Consider the following 14,811-nt stretch of genomic DNA (forward strand, 5'->3'; position numbering starts at 1 on the left):
CTCTCGCCAAACACCCATATAGACATTATTTGCATATTCAAAGCAAGATTCTGTCGTAGGAGTAATAACACGATCGGAGGTATACTACGCAACCGACGTGGCAGGCCGGGCGATTTGGCCCCTGCAAGCAAGCCTGTCACGGTCCAATAAAAAAAGGAAACACTGCATGACCACACCACACCGTACGCCGGTGATTCGCATCGATGGCGCCAACAAGACCTTCGCGCTGCCCAAGGGCGAACAGTTCCACGCGGTCAAATCGGTCACGCTGGAAGTCTATCCCGGTGATATTTTCGGCCTGATCGGCAAGAGCGGCGCCGGCAAATCGACTTTGCTGCGCCTGATTAACCTGCTCGAACGTCCCGACAGCGGCACCATTACCGTGGCCGGACGCGAACTGACCCGCCTGGGCAAGAGCGCATTGCGCGACGCGCGCCAGAACATCGGCATGATTTTCCAGCAATTCAACCTGCTGCAAAACGCCAGCGTCTTCGACAACGTCGCCTTCCCCTTGAAAATCCATGGCACCACCAAGGGCGAGCAGATCGCCGCCCGGGTTGAGGAATGCCTGGCGTTGGTGGGCCTGTCCGACAAGCTGCACAGCTATCCGGCGCAACTGTCCGGCGGGCAGAAACAACGCGTGGCGATCGCTCGCGCCCTGGCCAGCCATCCCGACGTGCTGCTGTGCGACGAGCCGACGTCCGCGCTGGACGCGGAAACGACGCGCGCCCTGCTCGACACCCTGCGCGACATCAATGCGCGCCTCGGCGTGACCATCGTCATCGTCAGCCATGAGCTGTCGGTGCTGGGCGCCATCTGCAACCGCGTGGCTGTCGTGGAAAACGGCGCCATCGCCGAACAATTCGATTTGAGCGACACGGCCACCCCGCGCAAGACGGCGCTGGGACGCGAGCTGGCGTATTACGGTACCGAGGCGTTTGAAGCCACCGCATGGAAGGATGCAACACATGTTTGAAGAATCGATCAATAACGTCGTCAAGCTGCTGCCGGAAATCTCGGTGGCGCTGGGCCAGACCATGACAATGCTGGGCATAGGATTGAGCGCCGCCATCCTGATCGGCGGCCCGCTGGGCATTGTGCTGTTCCTCGTCTCGGAAGGCCAGTCGCTGGAAAACCGTCCGTTGTCGATGATCCTCGGCTGGCTGGTGAATACCGTGCGCAGCTTCCCGTTCATTATCTTGCTGGTCGCCCTGACGCCGTTTACACGCATCATCGCGGGCACCTCGATCGGCCCGCTGGCCGCTGCCGTGCCCCTGTCATTCGCCGCCATTCCCTACCTGGCGCGCCTGGTGGAACAGAACCTGCGCGAAGTGCCGCGCGGCGTGATCGAGGCGGCGCACGCCATGGGCGCCTCGGAAATGCAGATCATCTTCCGCGTGCTGCTGGTGGAAGCGCGCTCCGGCCTGGTGCTGGCCCTGACCGTGCTGTCGATCAGCTTCCTGTCGTATTCAGCCGTGGCCGGCGTGGTGGGCGGCGGCGGCATCGGCGACCTGGCCATCCGCTACGGCTACTACCGCTTCGAGACGGACATCATGGTCGTCACCGTGGCCATCCTGATCGTGCTGGTGCAAACCATCCAGTTCGCCGGTACGCGCATCGCCAAGCGCCTCGACAAACGTTAATTCAAATTCAGAAACAAGGACCTACATGAACCACCTTCGCCGCACCCTGCTCCTGGCCGCCACCAGCCTGGCCTTCGCCACCGCTGCCCATGCCAAGGACCCGAAAGAACTCGTCATCGGCACCAGCTCCGGTCCGTATTCGGACCAGCTGAAGCTGGGCATCAAGCCCATCCTGGAAAAACAGGGCTACAAGGTCAGGATCGTCGAATTCAACGACTACGTGCAGCCGAACTACGCGCTGGCCGAAGGCTCGCTGGATGCCAACGTGTTCCAGCACATCGTGTATCTGACCAAGTTCGCCACCGATAACAAGCTGCCATTGAGCTCATTGATCACCGTGCCGACCATGCCGATCGGCCTGTACGGCGGCAAGCAAAAAACCCTGGCGGAAGTCAAGAACGGCGCCACCATCACCATGCCGAACGATCCGACCAACCAGGCGCGCGCGCTGGTGATGCTGGCCAAGATGGGCTGGATCAAGCTGAAACCGAACGTCGACCCGCTGCGCGCGTCCGAGCGCGACGTGCTGGAAAACCCGAAGAAGCTGAAACTGGTGCCGCTGGAAGCGGCGCAGCTGCCGCGTTCGCTGGCGGACGCCGACTACGCCTTTGTGAACGGTAACTTCGCCCTGGCCGCCGGCATGAAGCTGACGTCGGCCCTCGCCGTGGAAAAGATCTCGGACAGCTACATCAACCTGGTCGCCATCCGCACGGCCGACAAGGCCAAGCCATGGGTCAAGGATCTGGAAGCGGCCTACCGCTCGCGCGCCTTCCTCGACGCGACGAACAAATACCTGGCTGGCTACGAAAAGACGGACTATCAACTGGCGCTGGAAAAGACGCTGAAAAAATAAACGGCGTGCACCGAACGTAAAAAGGACGGCGAAGCCGTCCTTTTTTATTGCCTGCGCCCCGAGGGCGCCATCACTATTTAGAAGCGGTAGCCGACGCCTACGCCGATCAGGACAGGGTCGATCTTGACTTCGCTGGCCTTGGCGCCACCGACGAAGACGTCGCTGCGGATCTGTACTTTTTTGATGTCAAAGTTCAGCGACCAGTTTTTGTCCAGCTTGTAGTCGACGCCGGCTTGCAGCGCGAAGCCCCAGCTGTCATGCTCCAGGCGGCCAGCGCCATTCAGCAGTTTCACGCTCGAAATATTCGTATAGTTCACGCCTGCACCGACGTATGGGCTGAACTGTTTTTCAGGCATGAAGTGGTATTGCAGCGACAAGGTCGGCGGCAAATGCTTGAACGTGCCGATATTTTGGCCACCCAGGGTGACGTCATGCTTTTGCGGATACGTCAGGATCAGCTCGGCAGCGATGTTGGGTGTGAAGAAATACGAAATATCGATTTCAGGAATCGTCTTGCTGCTGACGTGGATCGTGTCCGATGCGCCAGCGCCCAAGACCGGCGTGGATTTGTTGGCCGGATCGATATGCACGGCGCGGGCACGGACCAGCCATGGGCTTTCCTGCGCCATTGCATTACCGGCGAATGCGCCGATGGCGGCCAGGACGATTGCTGCTGCAGTTGCGGACGTTTTCATTATGTTTTCCTCTGTCGTTAAGTAACGCTGCGAAGTCTAAGAGTGCAGTGCAACAAAAACTTTGATCCACATCAAATAGTGCTAGATGGCATCATCAGAGGGATTTTTTTCTTTACCAAGGTCAAGAAAATGCGGCATTGCAAAATCAAACCACCTCGGCAAACAGGCTGGCGAGCCAGTCGGCAAACACGCGCACGCGCGGCGACAGTTGCCGCTGATGGGGATACAGCACGGACACCGGCAGCGGGTCGGGACGCATGGCCGATAACACTTCCACCAGCTCGCCGGCGGCCAGCGCCTGTTCCAGGTGGTAGCGGGGCGCCTGGATCAGGCCCAGGCCCGCGCGGCAGCAGGCGTGATACGCGTCGGCATTATTGACGGACACCGTGCCCGGCAAAGCCACGCTGTGGCGCTGGCCAGCCACCTTGAAATCGAAGGGCCAGACCTTGCCCGTCTGGGCGGAAAAGAAATTGACGGCGCGGTGGCCATCGAGCTGCGCCAGATTCTGCGGCGTGCCGTGCGCGGCCAGGTAGGCGGGGCTGGCGCACGTCAGCTGTTCCAGCAGCGCCACGCGGCGCGCCACCATCGACGAGTCGCTCAATTCACCCACGCGCAGCACGCAATCGACGCCTTCACGCACCAGGTCGACGAGGCGGTCGCCCATGCCGATTTCCAGTTCGATCAAGGGATAGCGGGCGCAGAACCGATCCAGCACGGGCAGGACGAAATGCATGGCCAGCATCGCATGCAGGTCGATGCGCAGCTTGCCGGCCGGCTGCTGCATCGCCGAGGAAAACACGGCTTCCGTTTCTTCCAGGTCCGCCAGCAGGCGCACGCAGCGTTGATAATACGCCTCGCCATCGGGCGTGGGCGTCACTTGCCGCGTGGTCCGCTGCAGCAGGCGCACGCGCAGCCGCGCTTCGAGTTGCTTGATCGCATGCGTGACGGTGGCCTTCGGATAGCCAAGGTCATGCGCCGCCTGCGTGAAACTGCGCAACTCGACGATGCGGGTAAACAGACGCATCGCATCAAATCGGTCCATGCCCCCTCCATTGTTATTGACTGCTGCACAGTGTAGCGATTCGAGCGCCACTTTTCCATCCGCAACGAGGACTGCTGCTACAAGTTGCCCGCCACGCAATGGCCACTTGCGCCGATGTCACTGGATGAGCGCCGGCCCGCGCAGCATACTATCTCCAGCACACACATGAGAATGGTAATGATTATCATTTGCGATATAATGGTGTACCTCGCTCAGCGACTACAAAAAGGAATGGGAGACATGGATATATTGAGGGAACTGCGTGAATCGGGCTTGAAAGTGACCATCCCCCGCTTGCGGATTCTGCAGCTGTTTCAAGAAGGGGGCATCAAACACCTGAGTGCGGACGATGTCTACAAACTCTTGCTGGCTGAAAAAATCGACGTGGGCCTGGCCACCATCTACCGCGTGCTGATGCAGTTTGCCGAAGCGGGCATTTTGTTTCGCCGGCATTTCGAATCGGGCCATGCCGTCTTCGAACTGAATGAAGGCCAGCACCACGATCACCTGGTCTGCACGGGTTGCGGCAAGGTCGATGAATTCGTCGATGAAGGCATCGAACTGCGCCAGAACGAGATCGCCACCGAGCGGGGCTTCGTGCTGCACGAGCACGCGCTGTCCCTGTACGGCACCTGCGCCGACTGCACGGCGAAGAAAGTCCCGCCGCGCAAAGCCTCCTGAGGCGGCGCGCAAGGTAGCGCCTGGCAAGCCACCTGCGCTACACTGCGTGCGCCGCAGCTCAACCAGGGACAAGCATGTACATCGGAGAAATCGCCCGCCTGACGGGCACCTCGCCCAAGGCCTTGCGCCACTATGAAGCGCTGGGCTTGCTGGGCGACGTGCGCCGCTCGGGCGCCTACCGCGTCTACACGCAGCAAGACCTGGCGCAAGTCAGACTGATACGCCAGGCGCAAGCGCTGGGCTTCCGCCTGGCCGAACTGCTGCCCATCCTGGCCGGCGACGACACGGACTGGGCCGCTCTGTCGCAGCACATCGCCGCCAAGCGCGCACAGATACAGCAGGAGTTCGCCCGCCTGCGCCAGCTCGACGCGCATTTGGCCGACATCGACACGGAAATCCGCGACTGCCTGACGCGCCAGCACCTTCCAGCGGCCGCTTGACTCTGCCACTAGGGGCAGGCTTTAGCATGCAAGCTGTTCTTTTATAGAAAGCCTGCAGCATGAGCAACATTACACCGAAGCGCATTCTCATTCTCCTCGGACACCCGTCCAGCGACAGTTTCTGCGCCGCCCTGGCCGAAGCCTACGCCGCCAAGGCCCGCAACGCAGGCCACAGCGTGCGCGAACTGCGCCTGGGCCAGCTGGACTTCGACCCCATCCTGCACGAAGGCTACCGCCAGGTACAGCCGCTGGAAGCGGACTTGCTGGCAGCCCAGGAAGCCATCAGCTGGGCCGAACACCTGGTGTTCGCCTACCCCATCTGGTGGGGCGGCGTGCCGGCCCTGCTGAAGGGCTTTGTCGACCGCGTCTTCCTGCCCGGCTTTGCCTTCAAGTACCGCCCGGGCAAGGCTTTCCCGGCCCAGCTGCTGAAGGGCCGCACGGCCCAGCTCCTGGTGACGATGGACACGCCGCCCTGGTATTTCCGCTGGGTTTACCACATGCCTGGCATCCACCAGCTGCGCAAGACGACGCTGGAATTTTGCGGCGTCAAGCCCGTCAAGGTGGCCAGCTTCGGCCCCATCCTCGATTCCACCGAAGTGCAGCGCGCGCGCTGGCTGGAGCAGGCGCAGGCGCTGGCCCGGCGCCTGTAGGGCCCGCAACAGCTTGCCATGCAGCCATCTTGCATACGGTTTTGACAAGCTGGTAATCAAGCCGTCACATTCCAGGGCTACCATGATGATATTGCCTGTTTGTCAGTCGCCTTGCCGTCGCGACAACAAGGGTCCGCTCGTCATGTAAAGGTAGCCGCTGTGGAGTTCAACGCTTCTCGATTGCATCTTCCCCGTTATCGCACCTCCGTGGCGTTCGATCTGTGCATACCCACGGAATCGGTGCAGGCCGACGCCAGCAATTTCGCCGTGCTGGAGCTATTCACGGAACGGCGCGACATGATGAGCTTGCCAGTCACGGAGCAGCAGAAGCCCATCGGCCTGATCAGCCGCAACATCTTCATGTCGCAGATGTCCAAGCCCTTCTATCACGAGGTGTACGGCAAGAAGAGCTGCATCGCCTTCATGGACAAGGAACCGCTGATCGTCGATGGCGCCATGAGCATCGAAGACCTCACCTTCCGCGCCGTGGAAGCGGGCGAAAAGGCGCTGGCCGACGGCTTCATCATCACCGTGGATGGCGCGCTGGCCGGCGTGGGTTTCGGCTTGCAGCTGATGAACGTGGTGGCCACCATGCAGGCGGAAAAGAACCGGCAAATCATGCACAGCATCGATTACGCCAGCGTGATCCAGCGCGCCCGGCTGCGCACCTCGGATGCGGAATTGCGCGCCACCCTGCCCGACGCGCACCTGGAATGGCAGCCGCGCGACGTCGTCGGCGGCGATTTTTACTTCTTCGAGCGCCACGCGGGCGGCTGGTTCGCCGCCATCGCCGACTGCACCGGCCACGGCGTGCCGGGCGCCTTCATGACCCTGATCGCCTCGTCGGCCCTGAGCCAGGCACTGCGCGAGCTGGGGCCGCGCGATCCGGCCGCCCTGATCGGCGCCGTCAGCCGCTCCATCAAGACCTTGCTGGGCCAGGACGGCGCCGCCAGCGGCCATCACGCCGGTTCGAACGACGGCATGGATTGCGCCTTCCTGTGTTACGACGACGCCAGCGCCAGCCTGCGTTTCGCGGGGGCGAAACTGGCGCTGTACGTGGTGGTGCCGGGCGAAGAGGCCGTGCGCGCCATCGACGGCGCGCGCATGGGCGTGGGCTATGTCGACACGCCGCCCGGCTACTGCTGGCACAACGAGACGCTCGCCATACCCGCCGGCAGCCTGCTGTTCATCACGACCGACGGCTTGCTCGACCAGATCGGCGGCGCGCGCGACATCGCCTACGGCAAGCGGCGCATGCGCGAGCAGCTGCTGGCGCAGCGCGACGCTCCCGCCGGCGACGTGGCGGCGGCGCTGCTGCAGGATAGCGCCGCCTGGCAAGGCAAGCAACCGCGCCGCGACGACCTGACCTTTTTCTGTTTCCGCCTGTAGTTTTGGCGCCATCGAACCACATTATCAACAAGAAACCGGGACACCGGCTAGCCAGGAGCACGGACGTGCTGTACGAAGAATTCAACGAGTTTTGGGATGTGGCGCGCAAGCGCAACATCATCTTTTTTTACGTGGGCTATTTCTCGCAGCACGTGGTGAGCGCCATTTCCGAAACCATCAAGGCGCGCCTCGACACGGCCGGCGCGGCCGGACCCACGCGGCGGCGCATCTTTTCCTCGTTCATCGAGATGTCGCAAAACATCATGCACTATTCCGCCGACAGCCTGACGCCCGATGCGCAGCTGGACCAGCAGATGCGGCGCGGCTCGTTTTGCATCGGCACGCGCGGCGACAGCTTCTTTCTGCTGTGCGCCAACCCCGTCTCGACGGACAACGTGGCGCAGATCCGCGCCCGCCTGGAGCCGCTGCACACGATGACGATGGAAGAAATCCGCCTCGCCTACAAGAAGGCCCTGCGCGAGGAAGCGCCGGCCGACAGCAAGGGCGCGGGCCTGGGTTTTCTCACCATGGCGCGCGACGCCAGCGAGCCGCTGGAATTCGAATTCGTCCAGGACCCACAGGAGCCGGGGCACACCATCTTCTGCATCAAAGCCATCATTTGAAAGAGCCGACTCAGGAAAGCATATGCAATTACCGTCACCACTGTTCATCGCCGCGACCCCGTGTTCGCCCGAAATCGACTTCCGTTTCGAGCAGCACACCCTGTCGATCAAGGGCGAGTCCTATCCGGAAAACGCGGCCGCCTTCTATGGCCCGCTGATCGCCACCGTGCGCGCCTATCTGGACGCCTGCCGCGAGAGCGCCATCACCGTCAACGTCTCGCTGGCCTACTTCAACAGCTCCAGCACAAAGATGCTGTTTACCCTGTTCGACACCCTGAACCAGGCGGCCATCGATGGCAACCAGGTGCGCCTGAACTGGTATCACGACGAAGACGATGACACCATCCTGGAGTTCGGCCAGGAGCTGCAGCAGGATTTCACGGCGCTCGATTTCTGCGACCATCCCGTGCGAGGCAGCTAGAGCATGCACGCCGCCATCTCCGAGTCCGGCCTGGAACCCGACCTGTTCACCGTGGAAGCGGCGGCGCTGGCTGCCGCGCGGCGCATGCACGCCGACGTCCATGCCAGCGGCGAGGCGCAGCGCCGCGTGCTCGGTGAACTGATCAATCACTACGAACGGCTGATGCGCGAGACGCGGCGCCTGATCGGCCGCAGCGACCGCGCCGAGCGCGACATGCATTTGCTGAACCGGCAATTGCAAACCCTGGCCGGCCAGCTCGAATACCGCGCCACGCACGACCCGCTGACGGGCGCCCTGAACCGCGGCGCCGTGATCGAGCATGCTTCGCGCTGCCTGTCGCAGGGCGACATGGCCCTGATCGTGCTCGACATCGACCTGTTCAAGCAGGTCAACGACGATTTCGGCCACCCGGCCGGCGACGGCGTGATCCAGGCCGTGGTCGACTGCCTGAAGGGATTATTGGGACAGGAGACGGCCATCGGCCGGGTCGGCGGTGAAGAGTTTTCCGTGGTCTGGCCCACCTCGTCGCGCGACGAGGCGGCGCAAATCGCGCAGCGCATCTGCGAGAGCGTCGGCCGCCAGCGCCATGCGGCGCCCATCACGCGCGCCATCACCGTCAGCGTGGGCCTGAGCTGGAACCGCGCCGGCACGCCGTTCGAGACGGCCTACAGCCATGCGGACCAGGCCCTGTACCAGGCCAAGCGCGAAGGACGCAACTGCGTGCGCCAGTGGCTGGAGAGCTGAATCAGTGCACTGAATCAGCGATGATGCTCGCGCGCCATGCTGCCGTCGCGGCGCATGGCGGCAGCGGCGCGCTGCATGGCAGCCACCTGCGCCTCGGGTACCTTGAGGTTACAGGCCAGGTAAGTCTGCACGCGATTAAAGGTCAGCAGCGGCTCCACCTTGCCCTCCCACTCCTTGCCGGCAAACGGCTTGCTGCCCACCGCCATGCCCACGGCCCACAGGTCTATGCGCCCCAGCAGCAGCTTTTGCGGATTGAGCCACTCCTGCGTCACGGGCGCCACGTTCAGGCCATGCTGGCGCAGGTAGTCGTCACGTGCGTCGCCCAGCACCGTGCCGATCACCAGGCCGCGCGCATCGGCCAGCGTGCGCAGCGTCAGATGCCGCTCGGCCAGGCCATACAGTACCCATTCCGCTTCGTTGAGGGGGCCGATCCAGCGAAATTGCGCTTCGCGCTCTTGCGTGCGGCTGGTGGAAAAGATGCAGGTATCAGGCTCGCGCAGCGCCTGCGCATACGCGCGCTTCCACGGCAACAACTCGATGCTGTAGGCGATGCCGGCGCGCGCCATGATGTCGCGCACCTTCATCGTTTCGCGTCCCACGACGACATTGCCTTCCATCATGCTCGATGGCGGCAAGTGCTCGCCGACGATGCGCAGGCCAGCCGCCGCGGCCAGCGCCGGCATCAGCAGCGCCACTGCCAGCAGCCGTGCCATGCTTGCTTGTTTCATGCTTGCTTTCATCTGCTACAGGGGATTTCCGCCGATGTTACCATCGGCCCGCGCCAGCATCGCCGCATATTATTAATTACACCATTTATTTTCCGCAACGTGGCAACAGGCCAACGCCGGGACGATCAGCATGCAGGGGAAAGGGAAGAATCACTGGCGGAAAACAGTAGGAGTCGAACCTACGGGAGAACGTCTGACGCCCTCCACCGGGTTTGAAGCCCGGCCACATCACCGGATGAGTGTGCTTTCCGCGGTGCCTGAGCTAAGTAGGTCGTGGGAAATTATTGTGAAGTTATGACAAACAGAACCGGATGCTCTGCAAGGCGCCCGCTGCGACGCAGTGCGAGCACTGCTAGCAGCGGGCAACGCCGCAGAGCGCCGGTTATGGAAGTCAGAAATCACAATAATTTATTACGCCCTACTTAGTACTTAGCTGTTGGCCAAGGCTGCGGTATAGGACCACAGCGCTTGCGGACGTAATAGATGCCCATTGCCAACACGGCGAGTATAACCGACGCGGTCAAAGAATTCCAGGACCTGGATCGCCCGCTTGCGGCCCAGACCACTGGCGTCGCGGAAGGCGGCCGCGCCCACGGCGCCGGAACCGGGCGCCAGATTCTCGTCCAGCTCCGCTTTTTCGGTCAGAGTGCGCACCAGTTGCGCCAGCTCGGCCAGCGCCGCCTGGTGATAAAACAGGTCGTGCACCACCTGGCTGATCTGCCCTGCCTTGGCAAGTTTACGCAACAGCCGGCGCGCGTCATCCTCGGCCAGGCCGAAGTCGCGCGCCAGGTCGCGCGTCCACGGCGGCTCGAAGCGCCCCTGTTCCAACGCTGCCAGCAAGGGCTCGGCCAGCGATTGCTCCTGCGGCGTCAGTTCCACGCTGTGCGTCGGCAGATGCAGGCTGGCGCCGCGCGCCAGCACCTCGCCGCGCGCCAGCAAGCCTTCGACCAGATGGCTCCACAAGGCGTCTTCCATCTCCGCGTCGACGATGCGCTTCAGGCGCCACAGTTCCGGCCCCGCCTCGTCGGGCGCGCGCGCATGGAACACCGTCAGGGCGGCCAGCACGCGCTGTTCCAGCGCCAGCAACGCTGGCGGTGCCAGCAGCAGGGCGTCGCCACCGCGCAGGGCGATACGCCGCGTATCGGGCGGCAGCGCGAGGGCTCCCGCCGGCAACAGCGACAGGCGCACCAGCAGGGACTCGCGCAGCCCCAGCGGGCTTTGCGCCAGCAGGGCAGCAATATCGCCCTGTGCGACAAAAGCGGCCAGCGCGTCCAGCCAGCTTAAGCGCGCCGGGCTGCGGCGCTTGCGCGCGGGGCCGAACGGGTCGAGCACCATGCCGCCGCCCACCGTCTGCGTCGCTTGCGCATTGCGCACGACGAAGCGGTCGCCCGGCACGCCGTGCATGGGCGACTCGAACACCAGTTGTACCCTGCCCGTCTGCCCCGGCGACAGGGTTTCGCCATCGAGCATGACGGCGCGCGCCAGCTGGTGCGCCGCGCCCAGGTGTACATGCAGCGGCGACCAGGCTTTCAATTGCACGCCGGCGTCGGGCAGCAGGGTCAGTTCCACGTCGAGGCGCTCCGAGCATTGCGCCAGTTCCGGCGCGACGATCCAGTTGCCCCGTTCGATGCGTTCGCGCTCGATGCCGGCCAGGTTCAGCGCCAGGCGCTGGCCTGCCATGCCCGTCTCGGCTGCGCGGTTCTGCGCATGGATGCTGCGCACGCGCGCTTGCGCGCCGCCGGGCGCCAGCTGCAGCATGTCACCAACCTGCGCGCGTCCCGCCAGCGCCGTGCCGGTGACGATGGTGCCCTGCCCCGACAAGGTGAACACGCGGTCCACGCCGAGGCGGAACAAGCGCCGTTCATCGCGCTGCGGAAGGCTACGCGACACCTGCGTCAGGTGCGCCAGCAAGGCCGCCACGCCGGGATCGTTGTCGCGGCTGGCGGCCGTGGGGAAGATGGGACTACCCGCCAGCGGCGTACCGGCCAGCAGCGCCTCGATCTCAAGCTCCACCTGCGCCACGCGGGCGCTATCGGCGCGGTCGATCTTGGTCAGCGCCACGGCGCCGCGCGTCACGCCCAGCAGCCGCAAAATGGCCAGGTGCTCGTGCGTCTGCGGCATGATGCCGTCGTCGGCCGCCACCACCAGCAGGGCAAAGTCGATGCCCGTCACGCCGGACGCCATGGTGCGGATGAATTTTTCGTGGCCCGGCACGTCGATCACGCCCAGCACCGTGCCGTCCGCCAGCGGCAGATAGGCATAGCCGAGTTCTATCGAGATGCCGCGCGCCTGCTCTTCCTTCAGGCGGTCCGTGTGCACGCCCGTCAGCGCGCGCGTGAGCGTCGTCTTGCCATGGTCGATATGGCCTGCCGTGCCGACGATCATGCGGATAACTCGGCCAGCTGCGCGATGAAGGCCGTCTCGTGCGCCGCTTCCAGGCAGCGCAGATCCAGCCACAGGGTGTCTTGCCCGATGCGCCCGATCACGGGGCACGGCAAGGCGCGCAAACGCTGTTCCAGCCTTCCCAGGGGATTGCTCAGGCGCGAGTCCGGGGCGCTGCGCACGGCCAGGCCAAAGCTGGGCAGCTGGTCGACGGGCAAGGCGCCACTGCCGATCTGGCTTTGCATGGCTTCGGCCGTCACCACGTACTGCATGCCCAGCGCGCGTTGCAGCAGCGGCAGCACGGTGTGCGCCTGCGCGCGCATGGCGGCCGCGGGGCGCGTCAGCAGGCGCAGGGTGGTCAGGCGTTCGGCCAGCAAGTCCGGCGCGCGGTACAGCTGCAGCACCGGGGCCAACGCCGCCAGGGTCAGTTTGCCCACGCGCAGCGCGCGTTTCAGGGGGTTGCGCTTGATCTTCGCGATCAGGTCGGCGCGCCCGACGATGACGCCGCATTGCGGGCCGCCCAGCAATTTATCGCCGCTGAAGGTGACCAGGTCGGCGCCCGCTTCGATGGTTTCGCGCACCGTCGTTTCATGTGGCAAGCCATACTGGGCCAGGTCGACCAGGGTACCGCTGCCCAGGTCCACGGCTGTCGGCACGCCATGTTTGGATGCCAGCGGCACCAGTTCATCGAGTTCCACGCTTTTCGTGAAACCGGTGATCGCGTAATTGCTGCAATGGACCTTCATCAAGAGGGCCGTGTCTTCATTCACGCCATTGGCGTAATCGGCCAGGTGGGTGCGGTTGGTGCTGCCCACTTCGCGCAGCACGGCGCCCGCGCGCGTCATCACGTCGGGGATGCGGAAGGCGCCGCCGATTTCCACCAGCTCGCCGCGCGAGACGACGACCTCTTTATTCTGCGCCAAGGTATTCAACATCAGCAGCACGGCCGCCGCATTGTTGTTGACGATGGTGGCCGCTTCGGCGCCCGTCAGTTCGCGCAGCAATTCCTCGACCAGGTCGTCGCGGTCACCCCGCTTGCCCGTCTCCAGGTCGAATTCCAGGTTCATCGGCCACTGCAGCGCTTCCACCACGGCTTGCACGGCCGCGTCGGGCAGCAGCGCGCGGCCCAGATTCGTGTGCAGCACGGTGCCCGTCAGGTTGAATACGGCGCGCAGCTGCGAGCGCGATTGCGATTCCAGGCGTTCGGCCATTTGCGCGACGATGGCGGTGATCGATGCGCCCTCCTCGCACACTGCGCCGGCCAGCATGGCCGTGCGCAGTTCAGCCAGCACGGCGCGCGCGCAGGCCAGGGTTTGCACGCGGCCGTACTGTGCTATCAGGGCCAGGCAAGCCGCGTCGCCCAGGATGCGGTCGACCGACGGCAGGCGCACGGTTTGCCCCGTCGTCATGACGGCTGTTCCGTGCTTTTACCCAGCCATAGCAGCGGATTGCCGCTGGCGCGCTGGTAGCCCGCTTCGCCCACCAGCAGGTCGAGCATCAGGCTGGCCAGATCGTCGGCCAGCGGTTCGACGTTGTAATCGTGTTCCTGGTTGAAGACTTTGCGATAGGTATGGCAGTCGTCGCAGGTTTCCGCGCGCGCCACCTTCTTCGGATCATTCGCCTTGTTGGGCAATTTGTCGTCCTTGGCGGCCACGGGGTCGAACGGTGCTGCATCGGCCGCGTCCAGGCCCTGGTAGGCGATCTTGCCATTCTGTTCGCAGGTCGAACACTTCACGCGCACCATATGCCATTCGCTTTCGCAAATGCCGCAGTGCAGATAGCGATAACCCTGCGACTGGCCGCCGATGCGGATCACGCTGGCGACGGGGTGCGAACCGCAGACGGGGCACAGGGTGCCCGTTTCCAGGTCCGGCACGCGCGCGGCGCGCAGTTCGCTGGCCGACACTGACCATAAAATCTGCAGCGCGGCGGCGACGAAGGGCGCGTGCATGGGATTGAGGTTGTCGCCGTTTTCATCGAGCACGGCATCGGCGCAGGCATCCAGCGCAGGCGCGTCGAGCGCGCGCAGCTGCGCCAGCACCTGGGTCAGGCCGCCCGACAATGCCGGCTGGCTGGCCGCCGTGGCGGCCAATTCATCGAGCAGGCTGGCAAAGATGACGCGCCACACGGGCGGACGGGCGCCATTCACGGGCAGCACCGGCATGCGATGCTGCATCGCGCGGCGCAGCGCGTCCGGGTCGGCGGCGGGCACGGCGCCGGGCGCCAGTTTTCCCACCACGGCGGCCTGCGCGTCGGCCAGCGCGGCCATCAGCACCAGGTAACCCTGCATGCCCGCGTCGACGGGGATGCCCTTGATATTGCCTTGCGCCAGTTCGCGCAAGCGCAAGGCGCGCGCCTTGAACAGGCTGTCAGGCTGCGGCAGCAGCAGGCGCGGAATCGCGTTGTGGTCCAGGCCTTCGATTTCGCCTGGCTGAAGAATGCGTTGTACCAATGGAGTTCCCATCAAGAAAGGGGATGTAAAAGTATTTTAATCGATAAAAAGAAAGGGGTCAGTCCTGG

The 14,811-nt window shown here is 63.9% G+C and carries 16 protein-coding genes and 1 tRNA gene; 10 read left to right on the forward strand and 7 right to left on the reverse strand.

Features of this window, described 5'->3' with window-relative positions; translation table 11 throughout:
- The first annotated feature begins 166 nt into the window (after nucleotides 1-166).
- Genes O0882_RS16885 through O0882_RS16895 form a run of 3 tightly spaced genes read left to right on the forward strand, consistent with a single transcriptional unit; the run spans nucleotide 167 to nucleotide 2,496 of the window.
- Nucleotides 167-976 carry a methionine ABC transporter ATP-binding protein gene (locus O0882_RS16885; RefSeq protein WP_219134546.1) on the forward strand — a complete coding sequence of 270 codons (810 nt, stop codon included), beginning with the start codon at nucleotides 167-169 and terminating at the stop codon, nucleotides 974-976.
- Nucleotides 969-1,643, forward strand: coding sequence for a methionine ABC transporter permease (locus tag O0882_RS16890; RefSeq protein ID WP_289949775.1), 675 nt, complete (start codon nucleotides 969-971; stop codon nucleotides 1,641-1,643). Before O0882_RS16885 ends, O0882_RS16890 begins: the two co-directional genes overlap by 8 nt.
- Nucleotides 1,644-1,668: 25 nt before the next feature.
- Nucleotides 1,669-2,496 carry a MetQ/NlpA family ABC transporter substrate-binding protein gene (locus O0882_RS16895; RefSeq protein WP_289949776.1) on the forward strand — a complete coding sequence of 276 codons (828 nt, stop codon included), beginning with the start codon at nucleotides 1,669-1,671 and terminating at the stop codon, nucleotides 2,494-2,496.
- Nucleotides 2,497-2,573: 77 nt separating this feature from the next.
- On the opposite strand, the gene O0882_RS16900 is transcribed toward O0882_RS16895, so the two are convergent.
- Both O0882_RS16900 and O0882_RS16905 read right to left on the reverse strand, forming a co-directional pair.
- Nucleotides 2,574-3,191 carry an OmpW family outer membrane protein gene (locus tag O0882_RS16900; RefSeq protein WP_289949777.1) on the reverse strand — a complete coding sequence of 206 codons (618 nt, stop codon included), beginning with the start codon at nucleotides 3,189-3,191 and terminating at the stop codon, nucleotides 2,574-2,576.
- Between the two features lie 145 nt (nucleotides 3,192-3,336).
- A complete protein-coding gene (locus O0882_RS16905) occupies nucleotides 3,337-4,233 on the reverse strand; it encodes a LysR family transcriptional regulator (protein WP_289949781.1) in 897 nt (298 codons plus the stop codon).
- A 240-nt stretch (nucleotides 4,234-4,473) separates the two neighbouring features.
- Between O0882_RS16905 and fur the strand changes: the two genes are divergently transcribed.
- The 7 genes from fur (at nucleotide 4,474) to O0882_RS16940 (ending at nucleotide 9,181) form a co-directional block, all read left to right on the forward strand.
- Nucleotides 4,474-4,914, forward strand: coding sequence for a ferric iron uptake transcriptional regulator (fur, locus tag O0882_RS16910; protein ID WP_219888990.1), 441 nt, complete (start codon nucleotides 4,474-4,476; stop codon nucleotides 4,912-4,914).
- 74 nt (nucleotides 4,915-4,988) lie between these two features.
- On the forward strand, nucleotides 4,989-5,354 hold the full coding sequence (locus O0882_RS16915) for a MerR family transcriptional regulator (protein ID WP_289949787.1): 366 nt from the start codon (nucleotides 4,989-4,991) through the stop codon (nucleotides 5,352-5,354).
- 59 nt (nucleotides 5,355-5,413) lie between these two features.
- Nucleotides 5,414-6,004 carry an NAD(P)H-dependent oxidoreductase gene (locus O0882_RS16920; protein WP_289949789.1) on the forward strand — a complete coding sequence of 197 codons (591 nt, stop codon included), beginning with the start codon at nucleotides 5,414-5,416 and terminating at the stop codon, nucleotides 6,002-6,004.
- Between the two features lie 180 nt (nucleotides 6,005-6,184).
- Nucleotides 6,185-7,393 carry a SpoIIE family protein phosphatase gene (locus O0882_RS16925; protein WP_289949791.1) on the forward strand — a complete coding sequence of 403 codons (1,209 nt, stop codon included), beginning with the start codon at nucleotides 6,185-6,187 and terminating at the stop codon, nucleotides 7,391-7,393.
- Nucleotides 7,394-7,458: 65 nt separating this feature from the next.
- Nucleotides 7,459-8,016: a SiaB family protein kinase gene (locus tag O0882_RS16930; protein ID WP_071076508.1), complete on the forward strand. Its 558-nt coding sequence runs from the start codon at nucleotides 7,459-7,461 to the stop codon at nucleotides 8,014-8,016.
- A 22-nt stretch (nucleotides 8,017-8,038) separates the two neighbouring features.
- Nucleotides 8,039-8,437: a DUF1987 domain-containing protein gene (locus tag O0882_RS16935; protein ID WP_099763155.1), complete on the forward strand. Its 399-nt coding sequence runs from the start codon at nucleotides 8,039-8,041 to the stop codon at nucleotides 8,435-8,437.
- Between the two features lie 3 nt (nucleotides 8,438-8,440).
- Complete coding sequence (locus O0882_RS16940) at nucleotides 8,441-9,181, forward strand: GGDEF domain-containing protein (RefSeq protein ID WP_289949794.1); 741 nt, start codon at nucleotides 8,441-8,443, stop codon at nucleotides 9,179-9,181.
- A 14-nt stretch (nucleotides 9,182-9,195) separates the two neighbouring features.
- On the opposite strand, the gene O0882_RS16945 is transcribed toward O0882_RS16940, so the two are convergent.
- The 5 genes from O0882_RS16945 to fdhE form a co-directional block, all read right to left on the reverse strand.
- A complete protein-coding gene (locus tag O0882_RS16945; protein WP_289949795.1) occupies nucleotides 9,196-9,909 on the reverse strand; it encodes a transporter substrate-binding domain-containing protein in 714 nt (237 codons plus the stop codon).
- Nucleotides 9,910-10,063: 154 nt separating this feature from the next.
- Nucleotides 10,064-10,159, reverse strand: a tRNA-Sec gene (locus O0882_RS16950).
- Between the two features lie 179 nt (nucleotides 10,160-10,338).
- The gene (selB, locus tag O0882_RS16955; protein ID WP_289949796.1) at nucleotides 10,339-12,294 is read right to left on the reverse strand and encodes a selenocysteine-specific translation elongation factor; all 1,956 of its coding nucleotides are present in this window, start codon (nucleotides 12,292-12,294) and stop codon (nucleotides 10,339-10,341) included.
- Nucleotides 12,291-13,700 carry an L-seryl-tRNA(Sec) selenium transferase gene (gene selA / locus O0882_RS16960; RefSeq protein ID WP_289949798.1) on the reverse strand — a complete coding sequence of 470 codons (1,410 nt, stop codon included), beginning with the start codon at nucleotides 13,698-13,700 and terminating at the stop codon, nucleotides 12,291-12,293. The genes selB and selA overlap by 4 nt, the downstream gene beginning before the upstream one ends.
- Complete coding sequence (fdhE, locus tag O0882_RS16965) at nucleotides 13,697-14,743, reverse strand: formate dehydrogenase accessory protein FdhE (RefSeq protein ID WP_289949865.1); 1,047 nt, start codon at nucleotides 14,741-14,743, stop codon at nucleotides 13,697-13,699. Before fdhE ends, selA begins: the two co-directional genes overlap by 4 nt.
- Nucleotides 14,744-14,811 lie beyond the last annotated feature (68 nt).

This window comes from Janthinobacterium sp. SUN073, assembly GCF_030397665.1.
Classification (GTDB): Bacteria; Pseudomonadota; Gammaproteobacteria; order Burkholderiales; family Burkholderiaceae_D; genus Janthinobacterium.

Coding starts and splice junctions, on each gene's coding strand:
- O0882_RS16885 (WP_219134546.1), top strand. CDS start 167: ATGACCACACCACACCGTACGCCGGTGATTCGCATCGATGGCGCCAAC.
- O0882_RS16890 (WP_289949775.1), top strand. CDS start 969: ATGTTTGAAGAATCGATCAATAACGTCGTCAAGCTGCTGCCGGAAATC.
- O0882_RS16895 (WP_289949776.1), top strand. CDS start 1,669: ATGAACCACCTTCGCCGCACCCTGCTCCTGGCCGCCACCAGCCTGGCC.
- O0882_RS16900 (WP_289949777.1), bottom strand. CDS start 3,191: ATGAAAACGTCCGCAACTGCAGCAGCAATCGTCCTGGCCGCCATCGGC.
- O0882_RS16905 (WP_289949781.1), bottom strand. CDS start 4,233: ATGGACCGATTTGATGCGATGCGTCTGTTTACCCGCATCGTCGAGTTG.
- fur (WP_219888990.1), top strand. CDS start 4,474: ATGGATATATTGAGGGAACTGCGTGAATCGGGCTTGAAAGTGACCATC.
- O0882_RS16915 (WP_289949787.1), top strand. CDS start 4,989: ATGTACATCGGAGAAATCGCCCGCCTGACGGGCACCTCGCCCAAGGCC.
- O0882_RS16920 (WP_289949789.1), top strand. CDS start 5,414: ATGAGCAACATTACACCGAAGCGCATTCTCATTCTCCTCGGACACCCG.
- O0882_RS16935 (WP_099763155.1), top strand. CDS start 8,039: ATGCAATTACCGTCACCACTGTTCATCGCCGCGACCCCGTGTTCGCCC.
- O0882_RS16940 (WP_289949794.1), top strand. CDS start 8,441: ATGCACGCCGCCATCTCCGAGTCCGGCCTGGAACCCGACCTGTTCACC.
- O0882_RS16945 (WP_289949795.1), bottom strand. CDS start 9,909: ATGAAACAAGCAAGCATGGCACGGCTGCTGGCAGTGGCGCTGCTGATG.
- selB (WP_289949796.1), bottom strand. CDS start 12,294: ATGATCGTCGGCACGGCAGGCCATATCGACCATGGCAAGACGACGCTC.
- selA (WP_289949798.1), bottom strand. CDS start 13,700: ATGACGACGGGGCAAACCGTGCGCCTGCCGTCGGTCGACCGCATCCTG.